The sequence below is a fragment of the Streptomyces sp. NPDC040622 genome, from assembly GCF_055593965.1.
Window position 1 is genome coordinate 176,426 of record NZ_JBVIXD010000007.1, and the last position, 17,999, is coordinate 194,424.

A 17,999-nucleotide genomic window follows, 5' to 3' on the forward strand; every position below is an offset into this window, starting at 1 on the left:
CGGGCTGATGCCCCTGGCCTCAGCCCTTCTGCGCCAGCCCGAACCGTGCCCGCAGGCCCATCCGCTCGTCCTCCGCCACCGAGGCCGCGCCGTCCGTGACCGTCTCGTACACCGCGAGGATGTCGGAGCCGACCGTCGACCAGTCGAAGCGGCGCACGTGGGCGCTGCCGCGCTCGCGCAGGCCCTCGCGGCGCTCGGGGTCGGCCAAGAGGCGTACCGCGGACTTGGCGAGGGACTCCGCGTCCTCGTTGGAGAACAGGTCCCCTGCCGCGCCCTGGTCGAGGACCTGGGCGAAGGCGTCCAGATCGCTCGCGAGCACGGGCGCGCCCGCGGACATCGCCTCGACCAGGATGATGCCGAAGCTCTCACCGCCGGTGTTCGGCGCCACGTACAGGTCGACGCTGCGCAGCAGCCGCGCCTTGTCCTCGTCGCTGACCATGCCGAGGAACTCCACCCGGGAACGGAGTTCGGCCGGGAGCGAGGCGACCGCCTCGTCCTCGTCGCCTCGGCCCGCGACCAGCAGGCGTGCGTCCGGCCGCTCGGCGAAGATCTGCGGGAGCGCCTTCATCAGCACCGGCAGGCCCTTGCGGGGCTCGTCGATGCGTCCGATGAAACCGATCGTCTCCCCCTGCCACTCGGGCTTGGGCTCGGCCTTCGCAAAGAAGTCGACGTCCACGCCGTTCGGGATGACGACGGCGTCGCCGCCGAGGTGTTCGACGAGCGTGCGGCGCGCGTACTCGCTGACCGCGATGCGCGCGCTGATCTTCTCCAGCGCGGGCTGCAGGATGGGGTACGCGGCGATCATCGCGCGGGAGCGGGGGTTGGACGTGTGGAACGTCGCGACGATCGGCCCCTGGGCGGCCCAGCAGGTGAGCAGGCCCAGCGAGGGCGAGGCGGGCTCGTGGATGTGGATGACGTCGAAGGTGCCGTCGTGCAGCCAGCGGCGCACCCGCGCGGCCGACAGGAAGCCGAAGTTGAGCCGGGCCACGGAGCCGTTGTAGGGCACGGGAACGGCCCGGCCCGCCGAGACCACGTACGACGGCAGAGGGGTCTCGTCGTCGGCCGGGGCGAGTACGGAGACCTCGTGCCCGAGGCGGATGAGGTGCTCCGCCAGATCGCGGATGTGGAACTGGACGCCGCCCGGCACGTCCCACGAGTACGGGCAGACGATGCCGATTCTCACGAGGACTCCCCCGGCCGTGCCGTGTCGGGACGGGGTTCCAGGTCGGCGAGCCACAGACGCTGCAGCATGTGCCAGTCCTCCGGGTGGTCGGCGATACCGGTGGCGAAGGCGTCGGCCAGCGCCTGCGTCATGACAGACGTCTTCTCGGCCCGGCTGCCTGTCTCGGGGACGTCGACAGGCGGGTGGACTCGACCCTTCATGACAGGAGAATCGTCGTACCAGAGCGTCACGGGAAGCAGCAGCGCGCCGGTCTGCTGGGCGAGCAGCGCGGGCCCCGCGGGCATCCGGGCGGTGTCCCCGAAGAACTTGACCTCGACCCCGGAGGACGACAGGTCGCGGTCCGAGACGAGGCAGACGAGGCCGCCGGCGCGCAGGCGGCGCGCCAGCGTGCCGAAGGCGGCGCCGCCCTCGTGCGGCAGGACCTCCATGCCGAGGCTCTCGCGGTAGGCGACGAAGCGGTCGTACAGCGTCTCGGGCTTGAGGCGCTCGGCGACCGTCGTGAAGGGGGTTTCCAGCCGGGTGGTGACCCAGGCGCCCGCGAGGTCCCAGTTGCCCAGGTGCGGCAGGGCGAGGATCACGCCGTTGCCCGCGGCGAGCCCGTCGGTGAGGTGGTGGACGTCCTTGACGTCGAAACCGTCCTTGACCCGCTCCCTGCTCCAGGACGGCAGCCGGAAGGACTCCATCCAGTAGCGCAGGTAGGAGCGCATGCCCGCCTTGGAGAGCTCGGCGAGCCGCTGCGGGCTCGCGTCGGGCACCACGCGCGCGAGGTTGGACTCCAGCCGCAGCACGCCCTTGCCTCGCCGCTTCCAGACGGTGTCGGCGATGGTCCTGCCGAGCCGTGCGGCGACCGGCTCGGGGAGCTTCTTGACGGTGCTCCAGCCGAGGCCGTACAGCGCGTCGGTGAGTCGGTCCTTCACTGCGCGGCCTCACTCTCCTGCGCACCGGCGGCGTCCGCCTCCGCGGACTCCCTGCGCACGGTCACGACACGCTGGACGAGTGTGACCATGCTGCCGAGCGCGACGGCCCACAGGGCGATCGGCAGCAGGATCTGGATGCCGGGGACGCCGAAGGCGTGCAGACCCGCGAGGCCCGCGGCGACCAGCGTGATCACCAGGCGCTCGGCGCGCTCCACCAGGCCGTTGACGGCGACGGGCAGGCCGATGGCCTCGCCGCGCGCCTTCGTGTACGAGACCACCTGGCCGCTGGCCAGACAGAAGATCGAGACGGCGCAGAGGATGTTGTTGTCGCCGGATCCGGCGTACCAGAGGGCGAGGCCTCCGAAGATCGCGCTGTCGGCCACCCGGTCGAGCGTGGAGTCCAGGAAGGCGCCCCAGCGGCTGGAGCGGCCGAGCTGGCGGGCCATGTTGCCGTCGACCAGGTCCGAGAAGACGAACAGCGTGATGACGATCGTGCCCCAGAAGAACTCTCCCCGGGGGAAGAAGACCAGCGCTCCCGCCACCACACCGGCCGTGCCGATGAAGGTGACCGCGTCGGGGCTGACCCCACGGCGGATGAGAAACGCGGCGAACGGCGTGAGGACACGCGTGAAGAATGCACGCGCGTACTTGTTCAGCATGGCCTTCCCGAGGGTTCGGTGCGCCGCGCGGCCCCGTTGGCCACCGGCTGGCCCATCGTAGTCACGCCCGTGACGGACCGGCTCGCCCCCTCACGATCGCGTACGACGTATGGACGCAGAGTGACCCGAGTGGAAAGCTCGAAAGCAGTACGGGCGCCGCAGGAGCCGCCCCGCACCCGGCCCCCGCGCGTCCGCGAGCAGCCAGCATCCCCGAGGGGGCTGAGCCTCCTCACCGTGTACGCAACCGGGAGGCCAAGGCATGGGCGACAAGGCGAACGCACACCCCGGAGCCGCCGGCAGGGCAGCATCGGCCGACCACCCCGCGTCCGTACGGAATGTGGTGCTGGTCGGCCACAGCGGATCGGGCAAGACGACTCTGGTGGAGGCCCTCGCGCTGACCGCGGGGGCGGTGAACCGGGCGGGCCGCGTGGAGGACGGCGGCACCGTCTCGGACTACGACGAGATCGAACACCGGCAGCAGCGCTCGGTGCAGTTGTCGCTGGTCCCCGTCGAATGGGGCGGCTTCAAGATCAACCTGCTCGACACCCCCGGGTACGCCGACTTCGTCGGGGAGCTGAGGGCCGGTCTGCGTGCGGCGGACGCGGCCCTTTTCGTCGTCTCGGCGGCGGAGGGCGTCGAGGGCATCACCGGGGCGACCCGCATGGTGTGGGAGGAGTGCGCGGCGGTCGGCATGCCGCGGGCCATCGTGATCACCCACCTGGAGTCCGCCCGCGCGGGCTTCACCGACATCACCCGCACCTGCGCCGAGGCGTTCGGCGCCGACGACCCCGACGCCGTGCTCCCGCTGTACCTGCCCCTCCACGGCGAGCAGGGACCGGACGGCCACGCCCCGGTGACCGGTCTGATCGGGCTGCTCTCGCGGCGGCTCCTCGACTACGCGTCCGGTGAGCGCAAGGAGTCCGAGCCCGGCGAGGACCAGCTGCCGGTGATCGAACAGGCGCGCAACACCCTCATCGAGGGGATCATCGCCGAGAGCGAGGACGAGTCCCTCATGGACCGCTATCTCGGCGGCGAGGAGATCGATTTCAAGACGCTCGTGGACGACCTGGAGCGGGCCGTGGCGCGCGGCATCTTCCATCCGGTGCTCGCCGCGGCGCCGGCGGCCGAGGGAGGCCGCCAGGGCATCGGCACGGTGGAACTCCTCGAACTGATCACGGGCGGCTTCCCCACCCCGCTCGAACACCCGGCCCCCTCGGTGACCACGCCGGACGGCCGGGCGCGCCCCGCGCTCACCTGCGACCCCGACGGCCCGCTCGCCGCCGAGGTCGTGAAGACCGCGTCCGACCCCTACGTAGGCCGGATCTCACTCGTACGCGTCTTCTCCGGCACCCTGCGCCCCGACGAGACCGTGCACGTCTCGGGGCACGGCCTGGCGGACCGCGGCCACGAGGACCACGACGTCGACGAACGCATCGGCGCCCTCTCCGCCCCCTTCGGCAAGCAGCAGCGCTCGCTGAGCCGCTGCATCGCCGGCGATCTGGCGTGCGTGGCCAAGCTGACCCGCGCGGAGACCGGCGACACCCTCTCCGCCAAGGACGACCCGCTCCTGATGGAGCCCTGGGACATGCCCGACCCACTGCTGCCGCTCGCCATCCAGGCCCACAGCAAGGCCGACGAGGACAAGCTCTCGCAGGGCCTGTCGCGGCTGGTCGCCGAGGACCCGACGATGCGGCTCGAACACAACCAGGACACCCACCAGGTGGTGCTGTGGTGCCTGGGCGAGGCGCACGCGGACGTGGCCCTGGAGCGGCTGCGCAGCCGGTACGGCGTCCAGGTGGACGTGGTGCCGTACAAGGTGGCGCTGCGCGAGACGTTCGCGGGCAAGTCCGGTGGCCGCGGCCGCCACGTGAAGCAGTCCGGCGGGCACGGCCAGTACGCGATCTGCGAGATCGAGGTCGAACCGCTGCCCGGCGGCAGCGGCATCGAGTTCGTCGACAAGGTCGTCGGTGGCGCGGTGCCGCGGCAGTTCATCCCGTCCGTGGAGAAGGGCGTGCGCGCGCAGGCGGCGAAGGGCATCGCCGCCGGGTACGCGCTCATCGACGTCCGCATCACGCTCCTGGACGGCAAGGCGCACTCGGTGGACTCCTCCGACGCCGCGTTCCAGACGGCGGGCGCGCTCGCGCTGCGCGAGGCCGCCGCCGGGGCACGGATCCATCTGCTCGAACCGGTCGCCGAAGTGCAGGTCCTGGTCGGCGACGACTACGTCGGCGCGGTGATGAGCGACCTGTCGGGCCGTCGCGGCAAGGTGGTCGGCACCGAGCAGGCGCCGGGCGGGCGCACCCTCGTACGGGCCGAGGTGCCCGAGATCGAGATCGGCCGGTACGCGGTGGACCTGCGGTCCCTCTCGCAGGGCACCGCGCGCTTCGACCGTACGTACGCACGTCACGAGCCGATGCCGCCGCAGCTCTCCGACCGGCTCCGCGAACAGGCGCACGACGCCTCGTAGTTGCCCTTCCGGCACGGACCGCCCGCCCGTTCCCGTTCGGGCGGGCGGCATTGCGCCGTCCCCTGACGGATGTCGGTGCGCCCGGATACGCTGATGACCTGATCAACGGATGTCCCGGGCGGCAACAGGTGTGCCGGACAGGGAAGTCGGGAAGAGCCGCAGCAGCGAAGGCGTCGCGGCGATGGGGGTGGCAGTGGCGGACGATGTATTCGACTTCAGGCCCGGGGCCCAGGTTCCGCTCTCGGGCGCCGCGGGACAGACGGCGGCGACGCATGCCCTGGCCTCGGCGGCGTACCGCGACGGCGATGTCGACGGCATCCTCACGGCCAACGGCGACTGGCACAAGTCCGAGGTGAAGCCCGGCCTCTGGTCGCTCTTCAAGCCGAACCTCGGCGAGGCGTTCGCGCGCACCGTGCAGGTCCGGATGCTCGGCGGCGGCCGCAGTCCGCTCATCCAGTCCTTCGGGACGGAGCCGCAGGCGATCGTCGAGCACTGCCTGGCGGCCAACCGCATCCGCAAGCAGCGCGACAGCTGGCTCACCGCCGTGATGGTGCTGTGTGGTGTGCTCTTCCTGCCGGGCCTGCTGGTCTGGCTCGTCGTCTTCACCATCAGGCGCCAGGTCGCCAAGAGCGAGAACAAGCGCGCGGGCGCGCTCGCCACCGCGGTCCTGGTCGCCGTGGGCGTACTGGCCGCGATCTTCCTCCTCAAGCTGCCCTTCGGCGGCTTCTGGGCCTGGTACCTGCGCGCGGCGATCGTCCTGCCCGTGGTCGGCTGGTTCTGGGCCAAGCAGATCGCCGAGCGCACCGCCAGGGACATGCGCGAGCGCTGGTCGAGCCTGCTCGCGGGCGGCGGCATCGGCGCCAAGATCCCCGAGGCGGTGCCCGGCAGCCCCGGCGAGACGGCGGCCGAGCAGCTCCGCCAGAGCCTGGCCAGGCTCTCCGCGGAGCAGCAGAGCAACTCCGTGTTCTACGCGGGCCCCAAGGGCATATTGGGCATGGGCACGCGCTGGGGCAGCTGGCAGCTGGCCGAGGAGCTGGTGCCCGCGGAGGAGGGCAAGGAGATCCACCCCTTCCGCAGCTGGGATGTCATACGCGCGGTGCACGACCAGCTCCGCATGCTGGAGCGCGGTCCCCTGCACACCGGCGGCTTCCCCACCCCGGACATAAAGCACTGGATCGTCTCCCCCATCGGGGAGAACGCGAAGTCGGTGGCCCGCCCCACCGGCACGGACGTCGAGGCCTTCCAGATCCGCGGCCACGAGATACAGCGCATCTGCAACGAGCAGCAGTTCGGCAGCGGCAACCGCCACTACCTGGGCGTGCAGTTCACGCTCTGGGACGGCCAGTTGGTCATCACGATGCTGATCACCGTCACCGTGCTGCACGAGACGCTGCGCATCGAGGTCACCGGCCACGCGCTCGGCCCGGTGCACTCGCTGTTCACCACGAAGCCCTCGCCCAAGACGAAGACGGTCGCCAAGCCGATCAAGTTCTGGGAGACCACCAGCCGCAACCTGCCGCTCATAGACGCCGACGAGGTCGTGCGCCTGGCGGTCCGCGCCCCCTTCACCTGGTACCCGCCGCTCCTGGACTACCTCGGCGGCAAGCTGGTGCTGCCCGAGCCCTTCGGCCTGCGGCACGCCTGGGCGGACAAGCCGTGGCGCCACCGCTTCATGGCCGACGACGCGCTGCGCGCCGCGACACCCGTGCTGCGCGTGGTGCACGCGGCCGCGATCAAGGTCCTCGACGAGAACGGCGTGAACACGGAGAAGTTCGGCGCCCGTTCCGGCTTTCTCAGCGGGGCGATCCAGGACCCGATGCCGAGGAAGGCGGACGTGTACGACGCCTGAGGGACCCGCGGCGCGCCCGGGGCCCCTGTCGGCGGGGTACGAGCTAAAGCGCCGCGGGCCAGACGTCCGCGAGCATCTTGCGGGTGTCGGCGAGCAGCTGCGGCAGGATCTTGGTGTGGCCGACCACCGGCATGAAGTTCGTGTCGCCGCCCCAGCGCGGGACGATGTGCTGGTGCAGGTGCGCGGCGATGCCGGCGCCCGCCACGGCCCCCTGGTTCATGCCGATGTTGAAGCCGTGCGCGCCGGACGCGGTGCGCAGCGCCGTCATCGCCTGCTTGGTGAGCTCGGCGAGCTCGGTCGTCTCCGCGGCCGTGAGGTCCGTGTAGTCGGCGACGTGCCGGTAGGGCACGACCATCAGGTGGCCGCCGTTGTACGGGTAGAGGTTCAGCACCGCGTACACCTGCTCGCCGCGCGCGATGACGAGCCCGTCCTCGTCGGACTTGGCCGGGATCGAGCAGAACGGACAGCCGTCGTCGGCCCCCGGCCCCGTGGGCTTGTTCTCGCCCTGGATGTACGCCATCCGGTGGGGCGTCCACAGGCGCTGGAACGCGTCCTGCGTCCCGACTCCGATCTGCTGCTCCGGCTCACTCGTCATGGGGTGCAGCATATGACTTCGCCCGTTCGGAGCGTGTCGGCGGGGCGGATACCGCGGGCCGCCCGGCGAAGCTTGGCCGATGATCGACGACAGCAGGCGGGAGCGCTGGGAGAACCGCACGGAGGTCCCGCTCACCGTGGCATCGGCGCTGTTCCTTGCGGCGTACGCGGTGCGGGTCCTGGCCCACGGGCTGTCCGCGCCCTGGCGTGACGTGTGCCTGGTGCTGACGCTCGTGGCCTGGGCGGCGTTCGCCGTGGACTACGCGGTGCGGTGGCGGATGAGCGGGCGGCGCCTCTCCTTCGTCCGCAGGCACTGGCTGGACATGGTCGTTCTCCTGCTGCCGCTGCTGCGCCCGCTGCGGTTCGTGCGCACCTACGAGACGGTCCAGCGACGGCAGGCACGGCCGCGTCTCGCGCTCCACGCGCGCGTGGCGGCCTACGCGGGCCTGTCCGCGCTCCTGCTCGGGTTCGCGGGCGCCCTTGCGGTCTACGACCAGGAGCGCGGGGCGCCGGGCGCGACGATCCGCACCTTCGGGGACGCGGTGTGGTGGACGTGCTCGACGCTGGCGACCGTGGGGTACGGGGACGTGGCCCCGGTGACGCCGCTGGGGCGGCTGGTCGCGGTGGGGCTGATGGGGTGCGGTCTCGCCCTGCTCGGCGCGGTGACCGGCTCGTTCTCGTCGTGGCTGCTGCAGACCTTCGCCCGGGAGGGCGAGACTCCCGCGGGCCGGGGCGGCGAGAGGCCCCCGGGGAGCGAATCCCCGGGGGCCTCCTGAGACGCCGTACCGCCGTACGCCGGACCGTGGGACCGTCGCCGGTCGGACGGTCCGGACGGATCAGACCTGCGCGCGGTCCTCGACGGCCTTGGTGATCTTGGCGATGGCCTCGTCGACCGGGATCCCGTTCTCCTGCGAACCGTCGCGGTAGCGGAAGGAGACGGCGCCGTTGGCCATGTCCTCGTCGCCCGCGATGATCATGAACGGGACCTTGGCCTTCTGGGCGTTGCGGATCTTCTTCTGCATGCGGTCCGAGGAGGCGTCGACCTCGACGCGCAGCCCCTGCTCCTTCGCCTTGGCGGCGAACTCCTGCAGGTAGGGCGCGTGCGCGTCACCGATCGGGATGCCGGTCGCCTGCACGGGGGCCAGCCACACCGGGAAGGCGCCCGCGTAGTGCTCGAGGAGCACCGCGAAGAACCGCTCGATGGAGCCGAAGAGCGCCCGGTGGATCATGACGGGCTGCTGCTTGCTGCCGTCGGATGCGGTGTACTCCAGGCCGAAGCGCTTGGGCTGCTGGAAGTCGACCTGGATGGTCGACATCTGCCAGGACCGGCCGATCGCGTCCTTGGCCTGCACGGAGATCTTCGGGCCGTAGTACGCGGCGCCGCCCGGGTCGGGGACCAGCGGCAGGTCCTGCTTGGCGGCCGCCTGGCGCAGCGCCTCGGTGGCCTCCTCCCACTCCGCGTCCTCGCCGATGAACTTGTCGGACTCGGGGTCGCGGGTGGAGAGCTCCAGCTCGAACTCGTTCAGGCCGTAGTCGCGCAGCAGGTCGAGGACGAAGGTCAGGAGCGAGTCGAGCTCGCCCGCCATCTGCTCCTTGGTGCAGTAGATGTGCGAGTCGTCCTGGGTGAAGCCGCGCGAGCGGGTCAGGCCGTGCACGACGCCGGACTTCTCGTAGCGGTAGACCGTGCCGAACTCGAAGAGCCGCAGCGGCAGTTCGCGGTAGGAGCGGCCGCGCGCCTTGAAGATGAGGTTGTGCATCGGGCAGTTCATCGCCTTGAGGCGGTAGTTCTGCTCGTCGAACTCGATGGCCGGGAACATGCCGTCCGAGTAGTTCGGCAGGTGACCCGAGATCTCGAAGAGGCGCTCCTTGGAGATGTGCGGGGTGTTCACGAACTCGTAGCCCGTGTCCTCGTGCCGCTTGCGGGAGTAGGTCTCCATCTCCTTGCGGATCACGCCGCCCTTGGGGTGGAAGACCGCGAGGCCCGGGCCCAGCTCCTCCGGGAAGGAGAAGAGGTCCAGCTCGGAGCCGAGCTTGCGGTGGTCGCGCTTCTCGGCCTCGGCGAGGAACTCCAGGTGCGCCTTCAGTTCGTCCTTGGAGGGCCACGCGGTGCCGTAGATCCGCTGGAGCTGCGGGTTCTTCTCGCTGCCTCGCCAGTAGGCGGCGGCGGAGCGCATCAGCTTGAAGGCGGGGATGTTCCGGGTGGTGGGCAGGTGCGGACCGCGGCAGAGGTCCTTCCAGCACAGCTCGCCGGTCTTGGCGTCGAGGTTGTCGTAGATGGTCAGCTCGCCGCCGCCCACCTCGGCGTCCGCGCCATCGGCGGCGTTCGCCGCGTTGCCCTTGAGGCCGATGAGCTCCAGCTTGTAGGGCTCGCCGGACAGCTCCTCGCGGGCGTCGTCGTCGGTGGTGACCCGGCGGGAGAACTTCTGGCCCCGCTTCTGGATCTCCTGCATCTTCTTCTCGACGCGCTTGAGGTCCTCGGGGGTGAAGGGCTCCGCGACGTCGAAGTCGTAGTAGAAGCCGTCCCGGATGGGCGGGCCGATGCCCAGCTTGGCGTCGGGGAAGAGCTCCTGCACGGCCTGCGCCATGACGTGCGCGGTCGAGTGGCGCAGGATGTTCAGACCGTCCTCGGAGGAGATCTCCACGGGCTCGACCTCGTCGCCGTCGGCCACGGCGTACGCGAGGTCCTTGAGCTCGCCGGCCACGCGCGCGGCGACGATGGTGCGCTCACCGGCGAAGAGCTCGGCCGCCGTAGTGCCCGTCGTCACCACGCGCTCTTCCCGCTCGGAATCGCGTTGGATGATCACACGGACGTCTGACACCGGTCTCTCCTAGCTGAAGGGGGTGCGGCGCCTTCCTGTGGCGCGCGCACTAGGGATCGTACCGAGCCACAGGGGCCCGCCGCGAAACGGTTGCCCGCCGCCACCGGAAGCGCCCCCTCCGATCCCGCGCCCCCGACCGGGCGCTCAGTCCGTGCTGCACGCCTCCTCAAAGAAGTCGAGGTTCTCCTGGAGCGACTTCATGAGCCGGTCGCGCTCCGCCTCGTCCACCTGCACCGGCACCACCCCGGTCGCCCCGGTGAGCCTGCGGAAGCCGCCCCTGCTCTCCAGCCGCCCGTGCACCCGGATCGGCAGCCCGACCAGATGGGCGTGGCCCGCGATGCGGTACGACTCCTCGTCCAGGATCATCCGTACGTGCGGGACGTCCGCCCCCGCGATGACCCGGATCCGCACCGTGCCGTCCCCGCGCGGCGACGGCCGCCGCAGCCGCACCACGGCCCCGGTGATCCGCACCGGCACCGACGGCTCGTCGCGCAGGTAGCGGGCGCCCGCCTCGCGCAGCGCCGTCAGGTCGCCGGGCGAGAACTCGACCGGCTCGGCACGGGCCGCGCACCCCTCGGGCACCCCGGCACCCGGCGCCCACTCCACCGCGACACGGGCCCCTTCCGTGCCGCGCACCAGCGCCACGAGCGCCTCGGTCAGCTCGTGGCTCACGCCGGCCTCGACCGCGCCGTCGAAGGCGTCCATGCCGCCGGTGGCGCGCCGGTAGTCGACGGCCTCCCGGGCGGCGTGCAGCGCCTGGTGCAGCCGGACGGCGAGCGGCCGCCCCGCCGCGACGGGCACGAAGGCGGTGAGCCGTCGGCCGCCGGTCGCGGGCCCCACCAGGACGTTGTCCAGGGACGCCGCGGCGGGTCCGCGGTGGCGCGCGCCGTAGTACCCGGCGCGGCCGCGCGCGGCGAGTGCCCCGGCGAGGAGCATCTGCCGCGCGGCGGAGCGCAGCTGTTCCTCGGCGGGCCAGGTCGCGGTGTCCGCGGGCCCCACCGGCACGTCGCGCCACCAGTGGATCTCGTCGCTGGGCACGGCGAGCCCGACGAGGACGTCACGCGCGGCGGGCGAGGCGCTGCGGGACAGGGCGAGGAGCGCCTCGCCGATCAGGTCCTCGCAGTCGGGGAAGGCGCGGCTCTCCGGCACGAGCAGGCTGGTGCCGGCGCCGCCGGGGCCCGGCGGTGTCCACCGGGCGTAACGGCCGGGGGTGCCGCCGCGCCGCTGCCAGCCGTGCCGGGCCAGCAGCGCGCCGAGCACGGCGGGGTCGACGAGGGAGGGTTCGGGCGGCGGGGACCACTGGCCGACGGCCGGGTCGGGGTGCGGGTGCACGGGAGCGGCCGGCTCGTCGTGCTCGAAGGGGCGGTGCATCAGGGTCTCCCTCCCGTCCCGACGCGGGTCATGATCTCGCAGAGCGCTCGGTCGTCGAAGATCCGCGAGGTCGCCACGCGCACGGTGGTCCTGCGCCGGCCGGTCACGGGGTGTCCGGCGAGGTTGGTCCAGTAGCAGCAGTGCCGCAGGTCGAGCCGGTCGTGACCGGCACGCAGCCAGTCGTCCTGCGAGCGGGGCACGAGCATCACGACCAGGATCTTGTGGACCGAGACCGGGGTGCGCGCGAGCTTCTCCAGGTGCGCGTTGTCGAGCGTGAACGAGAAGGCGGGGCCTGCCGGTTGCGGCGGTATCTGGTACGTGCACTTCAGCTGGACCTTGATGGTGACCTCGTCGTCGACCGTGTGTCCCGGGGCGCTGTGGCTGACGTGCCAGTCGATGCCGTTGTCCGGGAAGGGCTGCGAGAGCGAGCACCCCGCGGCGGCCGCCACGGCGTGCAGGTATCCCACCTGAAGGGTCTCCATGCAGGCGGTGGTGGCGAGTGTGCCGCGCGGCGGTGCGATCCGCTCGGGCAGCAGCCCACCCTGTTCGGGCTGCGCGAGCGCCATGTCCAACAAGCCTTCCGGGAAAGGTGCTTACCCAAAGGGGCTTCCCACTCGGGCCGTCCGTTCCACAGCCCGGTACCTCTGTTGTCTCCGGGCCGCGTACAGCGCAAACGGCCCGGGTATCACCAGCGTGGGCAGGGGACCGAACGTCATCTGCCGGAACTGAACGAGGAGTTGCGTCACTATGACGTGCTGGTACGAGGGCCCCTTGGCCGCATTCGACACCGAAACCACGGGCGTGGACGTCGAGACCGACCGGATCGTGTCGGCCTCCGTCGTCGTCCAGCAGGGCGCGGGCACCCGGCCGCGCATCACCCGATGGCTGGTGAATCCGGGCGTACCCGTGCCCGAGTCCGCCACCGCGATACACGGACTGACGGAGGAACACCTGCAGCGCACCGGCCGCTGGCCGGCGCCGGTGATGGAGGAGATAGCACGCGATCTGGCCGAGCAGGGCGCGGCGGGCCGGCCGATCGTGGTGATGAACGCGCCGTTCGATCTGACCATCCTGGACCGGGAGTTGCGCAGGCACCGCGCATCCTCGCTGAGCCGCTACACGGAGGGCTCGTCGTTGTGCGTGATCGATCCCCGGGTCCTGGACAAACAGCTGGACCGCTACCGCAAGGGCCGCCGCACGCTCACCGACCTGTGCGCGCACTACGAGGTGGAGCTGTCCGAGGCCCACGACGCGGCGGCGGACGCGCAGGCCGCCCTCGATGTCGTACGGGCCGTCGGGCGGCGTTTCGCGTCGCGCCTCGAACGCCTGTCACCGGGCGAGCTGCATTCGCTGCAGGCCGTCTGGCACGCGGCGCAGGCGCGCGGTCTGCAGGCGTGGTTCGCGAAGAGTGGCACTCCCGAGATCGTGGATCCGGCGTGGCCGCTGCGTCCCGAACTCCCGGCGGCCGCCTGAGCGTCGACGGCACGCGCGCCGGTCCGGCATCGCGCACCCGGATGGCGCGAGCCGGAAACGGGCATGAAAAAACCGGTCCGCCTGCTGACGGACCGGTATTCTCCGGGTGGGCGATACTGGGTTCGAACCAGTGACCTCTTCGGTGTGAACGAAGCGCTCTCCCACTGAGCTAATCGCCCGGGAACGCACCGAACAATACAGGTCCGGGCACCGTTCCTTCAAACCGCTTTCAGATGCGCCGCGAGGCCGCGCCGCCCGGCGCGCATCATCAGCGCGTGGTTGAGCAGGAACAGTGGGCGGCCGGGGACGGCGAGGCGCCGCATCAGGGGCCTGCGCACGTCGACCTCCTGGTCGTAGAGGGCCCGCGTCCCGTCGGGCGCGGGCGTCACCGTCCAGCGGGCCCAGCCGTCCAGGTCCCCGGTCATGGAGATCTCCAGGACCCCGGCCGCGGGGTCGCGGCGCCGCTCGCGCGCGGTGACGACCAGGTCGTACGGGAGCAGGGAGCGGAAGCGGGCGATGCCGGTGTGCTCGTCGAGCGGGGTCATCTCGCGCACCTGCGGCCACCACGACGGATAGTCCTCGGCCCGCTCCAGGGCGGCGAAGACGTCGGCGGGCGCGCCGGGCAGATCCCAGACGCTGCGGAAGCGGTAGTGGCACCAGTCCATGGAGGGCAGTCTGCCCGACGCCCGGCATCCGATCTGAGTACGTCCTGAGTATCCGCACCGATGCCGTGCGCTGTGCCGCGGAGCACACTCCACGGACATGACGAACATTCCACCCCCGGCCGAGGAGCTCCGCGTCCTCGACTGGGAGTTGCGCCAACTGGAGGCGCGCAGGACGCAGTTGCTGCAGCGCCGGGCCTGGCTGCTCACCGCCCTGCGCGCGGCGGGGCCGGCCGGGACTCCCCCTCGTCCGGCCGGCCCGCCCGCCCCCGGCGCCGCGCCGCCCGGCGCACAGAACGTCCTGCTCACCCTGGGCGGGATCCTCCTGACCTTCGCGGCGATCGCCTTCACGGTGGTGAGCTGGGGCCACTTGGGCATCGGCGGCCGCAGCGCGGTCCTCGGCGCGGTCACGGTGGCGGCGCTCGGCGTGCCCGCGCTCCTGCTGCGCCGTTCGCTGCGGTCGACGGCGGAGGCCGTGGCGGCCCTGGCGCTCGCGCTGACGGTCCTCGACGCGTACGCGCTGCGCCATCTCGCGCTCTCCGGCACGGACCCCCTCGGTTACGCGGCGGCGGCCTCCGCGACGCTCGCCGCGCTGTGGGCGGGGTACGGCCTGCTCCTCGGCGCGCTGCGGGTGCCGCTGCCGACGGCGGTGGCGACGGCGCAGCTCCCGCTGGTCCTCTGGGCGGGCGCCGCGGACGCGGGTGAGCACGCGATGACGGCGGCGCTGCTCGTGACGGCCGCCTTCGACACCGCGCTGGCGCTGTGGGCGGGGGTGCGTTCCGTCCGGATCGCCGGCGCGGCCGGTGCCTGCCTGCTGGGGCTGTGGGGTGCGGCGGGTGCCGGCCGGCTGTCCGCGCAGGCCACCGACCCGAGCGGGGCGGCGCGCGCGGGCATGCTGCTGCTGTTCGCCGCCGCGATCGCGCTGGCGGCGGCGTGGTGGGCGAAGACTTCTGGGATCGGGACGGGTGCGGCGGCCGCCGGCGGCCTGCTCGTGGTGGTCGCGGCCGGCGGGGTGCCGCGGACCGCGCTCCCCGACGTCTGGGCGGTGCCGGTCCACCTGGCGTGCGGAATCGCGCTGTTGGCACTCGTCCGCGCCTCGCTGCCGGGACCGCTGCGGCGCGGGCTCGCCGCCGCGTCGGCCGTGACGCAGGGCGTGGCGGTGCTGTGGGCCCTGCCCGTCGCGGTGCTCGCGCTGCTCGGCCCGGCGGGCCTGGCCACCCGGGTCTGGTCGGGGGCGCCGTCGGACGCCCGGGACGCCCTGCCGGCCGCACCGCCCCTGCCGCACCCGGCCCTGGCCCCGCTGGTCCTCGCGGTCGTCGCCGTCGTCCTGTGCACGGCGACCGGCTTCCCGCGGGCGGCGATGGGCGTACCGGGCGAGGCCGTCCGTCGCGCGGCCCGCCGTGCCGCGCCGGTGCTCGCCTGGGCCGCCGCCGTGGCGCTGCCGGCCGCGCTCCGGCTGCCCTACGTCGCCGGGGTGTCAGCACAGGTCCTGGTGGTCGCGGCCCTGCTCGTCGTCGCGGCGCGCGCCACGTCCGCGCCGGTGGCCCTGACCGCCTCGGCCCTCGCGGCGGTGACCTCGGTGAGCGTCGCGTTCCTCTCGCTCGCCACCACCACGACCACCCTCACCACGCTCGGCGCGCTCACGGCGCTCCACCTCGCGGCCTGCGTGCCCGTGGCGCGGAGCGCGGCACCCGCACCGGGCGCGGCGGCGCTCGCCGTCTGCCCCGCCCTCGCCCACGCCACCGCGCTGACCTGCGCGGCCGGTGCCGCGTGGGGTCTGGACGCGGCACAGCTCGGGCTGCTCGCCCTCATCGTCCCGGCTCTTGCCGCGCTCGCCGCGGCCCGTCTCGGCGGGCACGCCCTGACGCTGCCCGTCGAGATCATGGGAGCCGCGTCCGGGGCCGTCGCCGTCGCCCTCACCGCGGCCGACCCGCCCCTGCTCGCCCTGGCCCTGTCGCTCGCCGGGCTGATCGCGTCGGGCACGGCGCTGCGGGCGGACCGCCGCCGCGCCGGATACGCGGCCGTCGCGCTGTTCGTCCTGTCGAGCTGGGTCCGCCTCGCCTCCTGGGAAGTGTCGGACCCGGAGGCGTACACCCTGCCGGTGACCGTCCCCGCGCTGTTCCTCGGGCTGCTGCGACGCCGCCGCGACCCCGAGACCTCCACGTGGTCGGCGTACGGCCCCGGTCTCGCGGCGACGCTGCTGCCGAGCCTGGTCGCGGCCTGGAGCGACCCTTACTGGCAGCGGCCGCTGCTGCTCGGCACCGCGGCCCTCGCCCTGACGCTCGCCGGCGCCCGTCACCGGCTGCGCGCCCCGCTCGCCCTGGGCGGCGCGGTCCTCACACTGGACGCGCTGCACGAACTGGCCCCGTACGTCGTGCAGGTGGTGGGTGTGCTGCCCCGCTGGCTGCCGCCCGCGCTGGCGGGCCTGCTGCTCCTCGTGGTCGGCGCCACCTACGAACAACGACTGCGCGATGCACGCCGGTTCCGGAATGCGCTCCACCGAATGCACTGATTCCCGAAGCGCCGGCAGATCGCATCAGCGCGGCAGCCATCTGTGGACCCGTCAATTCCCTTGAAAGGCGCGGGTAATACGAGAACGGCCCGGAGGCTTGAAAAGCCTCCGGGCCGTAATCCGGGGTGGGCGATACTGGGTTCGAACCAGTGACCTCTTCGGTGTGAACGAAGCGCTCTCCCACTGAGCTAATCGCCCCGGGCGCATGGAGAACATTACCGCATGTCAGCGGGTGCTCGGGACCGCCCCGGAGCCGGCCGGCTCACTCCTTGATGTCCCACGGCATGGTGATGCCGAACTTCCACACGTAGATGCCGACGAGCACCGCGATGATCACGAGACCGATCGTCGTCAGGATGATGTTGCGGCGGCGCACCTTGGGGTCGAGCGCGCGCTGCGCGGCCTCGGTGACCTTGCGCTTCGTCCAGCGGAGCACCAGCTGGGCCCAGACGAACTCGGTCGCCCAGATCGCCATGCCGCCGAAGATCACCAGCCAGCCCGGGCCCGGCAGGGGCAGCATGATGATGCCCGCGACGACGACCGCGAGACCCACGATGAACACGCCGACCTGCCAGCTCAGGTGCAGCGCCCTGCGGGACTGGACGAACCCCGGCGCCCGAGAGCCGAGCGGCTGTTCGGACTTGACACCGGCGGCCGGTTCCGTGACCTCCGCCGGCTCGTTACTCCCCGTATTCATGCGGCCAAACCCTACCGGACGGAAACCCGTCACCGGAATGGGCGCACGGGTGGAGGGGGCAACCCGCCATACGGGGCACCTAAAGACACGCAAAACCCTCAGAGGGGTTTACAACGGCACCGTAGGTGGCATGTCGATTTCGCCGACGTGCGAATCCCCGAGCGCACACTGAGCGAAAGGCCCTGGCGCTTATGAACACCACGGTCAGCTGCGAGCTGCACCTGCGCCTCGTTGTGTCGAGCGAGTCCTCACTGCCTGTACCCGCAGGACTGCGGTATGACACGGCCGATCCCTATGCCGTGCACGCCACCTTCCACACCGGAGCCGAGGAAACCGTCGAGTGGGTTTTCGCCCGCGATCTCCTCGCCGAGGGCCTCCACCGGCCCACCGGCACCGGCGACGTCCGAGTCTGGCCGTCCCGGAGCCACGGTCAGGGCGTCGTCTGCATCGCCCTGAGCTCACCGGAGGGCGAGGCTCTGCTCGAGGCCCCGGCGCGGGCCCTGGAATCCTTCCTGAAGCGAACGGACGCAGCCGTGCCACCCGGCACGGAACACCGCCATTTCGATCTCGACACGGAGCTCTCACACATTCTGGCCGAGAGTTAACCGCTACCGGCGCGTCGAGAACCACACACGCCGTCCGACTCGGGGCGACGGCGCGGGCAGTCACGACACAACGAGACAAGGCGAGCAGATACAGACACCGGCGCCGGGGGGGGGGGGGGGTTGTGGGGGGGGGGGGGGGGGGTTGCTCCTGGGGGGGGGGTGGATCTCACCACACCCCCTGGTGGGGGTGC

15 protein-coding genes and 2 tRNA genes are annotated in these 17,999 nt (G+C 72.1%); 6 read left to right on the forward strand and 11 right to left on the reverse strand.

The window, feature by feature from the left end; genetic code table 11:
• Positions 1-19: 19 nt before the first annotated feature.
• Genes ACZ592_RS21305 through pgsA form a run of 3 tightly spaced genes read right to left on the reverse strand, consistent with a single transcriptional unit; the run spans position 20 to position 2,759 of the window.
• Positions 20-1,183 (reverse strand): glycosyltransferase family 4 protein, encoded by a 1,164-nt coding sequence (locus ACZ592_RS21305; RefSeq protein ID WP_471583157.1) that lies wholly within the window; start codon positions 1,181-1,183, stop codon positions 20-22.
• The gene (locus tag ACZ592_RS21310; protein ID WP_471583158.1) at positions 1,180-2,100 is read right to left on the reverse strand and encodes a phosphatidylinositol mannoside acyltransferase; all 921 of its coding nucleotides are present in this window, start codon (positions 2,098-2,100) and stop codon (positions 1,180-1,182) included. The genes ACZ592_RS21305 and ACZ592_RS21310 overlap by 4 nt, the downstream gene beginning before the upstream one ends.
• On the reverse strand, positions 2,097-2,759 hold the full coding sequence (pgsA, locus tag ACZ592_RS21315) for a phosphatidylinositol phosphate synthase (protein WP_471583159.1): 663 nt from the start codon (positions 2,757-2,759) through the stop codon (positions 2,097-2,099). Before pgsA ends, ACZ592_RS21310 begins: the two co-directional genes overlap by 4 nt.
• A 259-nt stretch (positions 2,760-3,018) precedes the next feature.
• Here pgsA and ACZ592_RS21320 point away from each other — a divergent pair, with 259 nt between their 5' ends.
• Together ACZ592_RS21320 and ACZ592_RS21325 are read left to right on the forward strand one after the other, a co-directional pair.
• A complete protein-coding gene (locus ACZ592_RS21320; RefSeq protein ID WP_471583160.1) occupies positions 3,019-5,226 on the forward strand; it encodes an elongation factor G-like protein EF-G2 in 2,208 nt (735 codons plus the stop codon).
• Positions 5,227-5,407: 181 nt separating this feature from the next.
• Positions 5,408-7,075, forward strand: coding sequence for a hypothetical protein (locus ACZ592_RS21325; RefSeq protein WP_471583161.1), 1,668 nt, complete (start codon positions 5,408-5,410; stop codon positions 7,073-7,075).
• Positions 7,076-7,118: 43 nt separating this feature from the next.
• On the opposite strand, the gene ACZ592_RS21330 is transcribed toward ACZ592_RS21325, so the two are convergent.
• On the reverse strand, positions 7,119-7,682 hold the full coding sequence (locus tag ACZ592_RS21330; RefSeq protein WP_471583162.1) for an HIT family protein: 564 nt from the start codon (positions 7,680-7,682) through the stop codon (positions 7,119-7,121).
• A gap of 67 nt (positions 7,683-7,749) precedes the next feature.
• Here ACZ592_RS21330 and ACZ592_RS21335 point away from each other — a divergent pair, with 67 nt between their 5' ends.
• Positions 7,750-8,445: a potassium channel family protein gene (locus ACZ592_RS21335; RefSeq protein ID WP_471583163.1), complete on the forward strand. Its 696-nt coding sequence runs from the start codon at positions 7,750-7,752 to the stop codon at positions 8,443-8,445.
• A gap of 60 nt (positions 8,446-8,505) precedes the next feature.
• Here the strand turns inward: ACZ592_RS21335 and thrS are convergent, their stop codons facing one another.
• From thrS to ACZ592_RS21350, 3 genes are all read right to left on the reverse strand, one after another.
• Complete coding sequence (thrS, locus tag ACZ592_RS21340; protein ID WP_471583164.1) at positions 8,506-10,488, reverse strand: threonine--tRNA ligase; 1,983 nt, start codon at positions 10,486-10,488, stop codon at positions 8,506-8,508.
• 144 nt (positions 10,489-10,632) lie between these two features.
• Positions 10,633-11,862 (reverse strand): hypothetical protein, encoded by a 1,230-nt coding sequence (locus ACZ592_RS21345; protein ID WP_471583497.1) that lies wholly within the window; start codon positions 11,860-11,862, stop codon positions 10,633-10,635.
• The gene (locus ACZ592_RS21350) at positions 11,859-12,425 is read right to left on the reverse strand and encodes a DUF4365 domain-containing protein (protein WP_471583165.1); all 567 of its coding nucleotides are present in this window, start codon (positions 12,423-12,425) and stop codon (positions 11,859-11,861) included. Before ACZ592_RS21350 ends, ACZ592_RS21345 begins: the two co-directional genes overlap by 4 nt.
• Positions 12,426-12,606: 181 nt before the next feature.
• Here ACZ592_RS21350 and ACZ592_RS21355 point away from each other — a divergent pair, with 181 nt between their 5' ends.
• The gene (locus tag ACZ592_RS21355) at positions 12,607-13,332 is read left to right on the forward strand and encodes an exonuclease domain-containing protein (protein ID WP_471583166.1); all 726 of its coding nucleotides are present in this window, start codon (positions 12,607-12,609) and stop codon (positions 13,330-13,332) included.
• Positions 13,333-13,439: 107 nt separating this feature from the next.
• On the opposite strand, the gene ACZ592_RS21360 is transcribed toward ACZ592_RS21355, so the two are convergent.
• Positions 13,440-13,511, reverse strand: a tRNA-Val gene (locus ACZ592_RS21360).
• Between the two features lie 39 nt (positions 13,512-13,550).
• Positions 13,551-13,997, reverse strand: coding sequence for an SRPBCC family protein (locus ACZ592_RS21365; RefSeq protein WP_471583167.1), 447 nt, complete (start codon positions 13,995-13,997; stop codon positions 13,551-13,553).
• A gap of 97 nt (positions 13,998-14,094) precedes the next feature.
• On the opposite strand from ACZ592_RS21365, the gene ACZ592_RS21370 reads away from it, so the two are divergent.
• The gene (locus ACZ592_RS21370) at positions 14,095-16,506 is read left to right on the forward strand and encodes an SCO7613 C-terminal domain-containing membrane protein (RefSeq protein ID WP_471583168.1); all 2,412 of its coding nucleotides are present in this window, start codon (positions 14,095-14,097) and stop codon (positions 16,504-16,506) included.
• A 126-nt stretch (positions 16,507-16,632) separates the two neighbouring features.
• On the opposite strand, the gene ACZ592_RS21375 is transcribed toward ACZ592_RS21370, so the two are convergent.
• Together ACZ592_RS21375 and ACZ592_RS21380 are read right to left on the reverse strand one after the other, a co-directional pair.
• Positions 16,633-16,704, reverse strand: a tRNA-Val gene (locus ACZ592_RS21375).
• 64 nt (positions 16,705-16,768) lie between these two features.
• On the reverse strand, positions 16,769-17,203 hold the full coding sequence (locus ACZ592_RS21380) for a TIGR02611 family protein (protein ID WP_471583169.1): 435 nt from the start codon (positions 17,201-17,203) through the stop codon (positions 16,769-16,771).
• 191 nt (positions 17,204-17,394) lie between these two features.
• On the opposite strand from ACZ592_RS21380, the gene ACZ592_RS21385 reads away from it, so the two are divergent.
• Entirely contained in the window at positions 17,395-17,808 is a 414-nt protein-coding gene (locus ACZ592_RS21385; protein WP_003959770.1) for an SsgA family sporulation/cell division regulator, read from the forward strand.
• Positions 17,809-17,999: the final 191 nt, after the last annotated feature.

What these genes read in the sequence shown, in the direction of transcription:
- pgsA (WP_471583159.1), bottom strand. Translation starts at nt 2,759, where the DNA reads ATGCTGAACAAGTACGCGCGTGCATTCTTCACGCGTGTCCTCACGCCG.
- ACZ592_RS21370 (WP_471583168.1), top strand. Translation starts at nt 14,095, where the DNA reads ATGACGAACATTCCACCCCCGGCCGAGGAGCTCCGCGTCCTCGACTGG.
- ACZ592_RS21325 (WP_471583161.1), top strand. Translation starts at nt 5,408, where the DNA reads ATGGGGGTGGCAGTGGCGGACGATGTATTCGACTTCAGGCCCGGGGCC.
- ACZ592_RS21320 (WP_471583160.1), top strand. Translation starts at nt 3,019, where the DNA reads ATGGGCGACAAGGCGAACGCACACCCCGGAGCCGCCGGCAGGGCAGCA.
- ACZ592_RS21355 (WP_471583166.1), top strand. Translation starts at nt 12,607, where the DNA reads ATGACGTGCTGGTACGAGGGCCCCTTGGCCGCATTCGACACCGAAACC.
- ACZ592_RS21330 (WP_471583162.1), bottom strand. Translation starts at nt 7,682, where the DNA reads ATGCTGCACCCCATGACGAGTGAGCCGGAGCAGCAGATCGGAGTCGGG.
- ACZ592_RS21335 (WP_471583163.1), top strand. Translation starts at nt 7,750, where the DNA reads ATGATCGACGACAGCAGGCGGGAGCGCTGGGAGAACCGCACGGAGGTC.
- ACZ592_RS21350 (WP_471583165.1), bottom strand. Translation starts at nt 12,425, where the DNA reads ATGGCGCTCGCGCAGCCCGAACAGGGTGGGCTGCTGCCCGAGCGGATC.
- ACZ592_RS21385 (WP_003959770.1), top strand. Translation starts at nt 17,395, where the DNA reads ATGAACACCACGGTCAGCTGCGAGCTGCACCTGCGCCTCGTTGTGTCG.
- ACZ592_RS21365 (WP_471583167.1), bottom strand. Translation starts at nt 13,997, where the DNA reads ATGGACTGGTGCCACTACCGCTTCCGCAGCGTCTGGGATCTGCCCGGC.
- ACZ592_RS21380 (WP_471583169.1), bottom strand. Translation starts at nt 17,203, where the DNA reads ATGAATACGGGGAGTAACGAGCCGGCGGAGGTCACGGAACCGGCCGCC.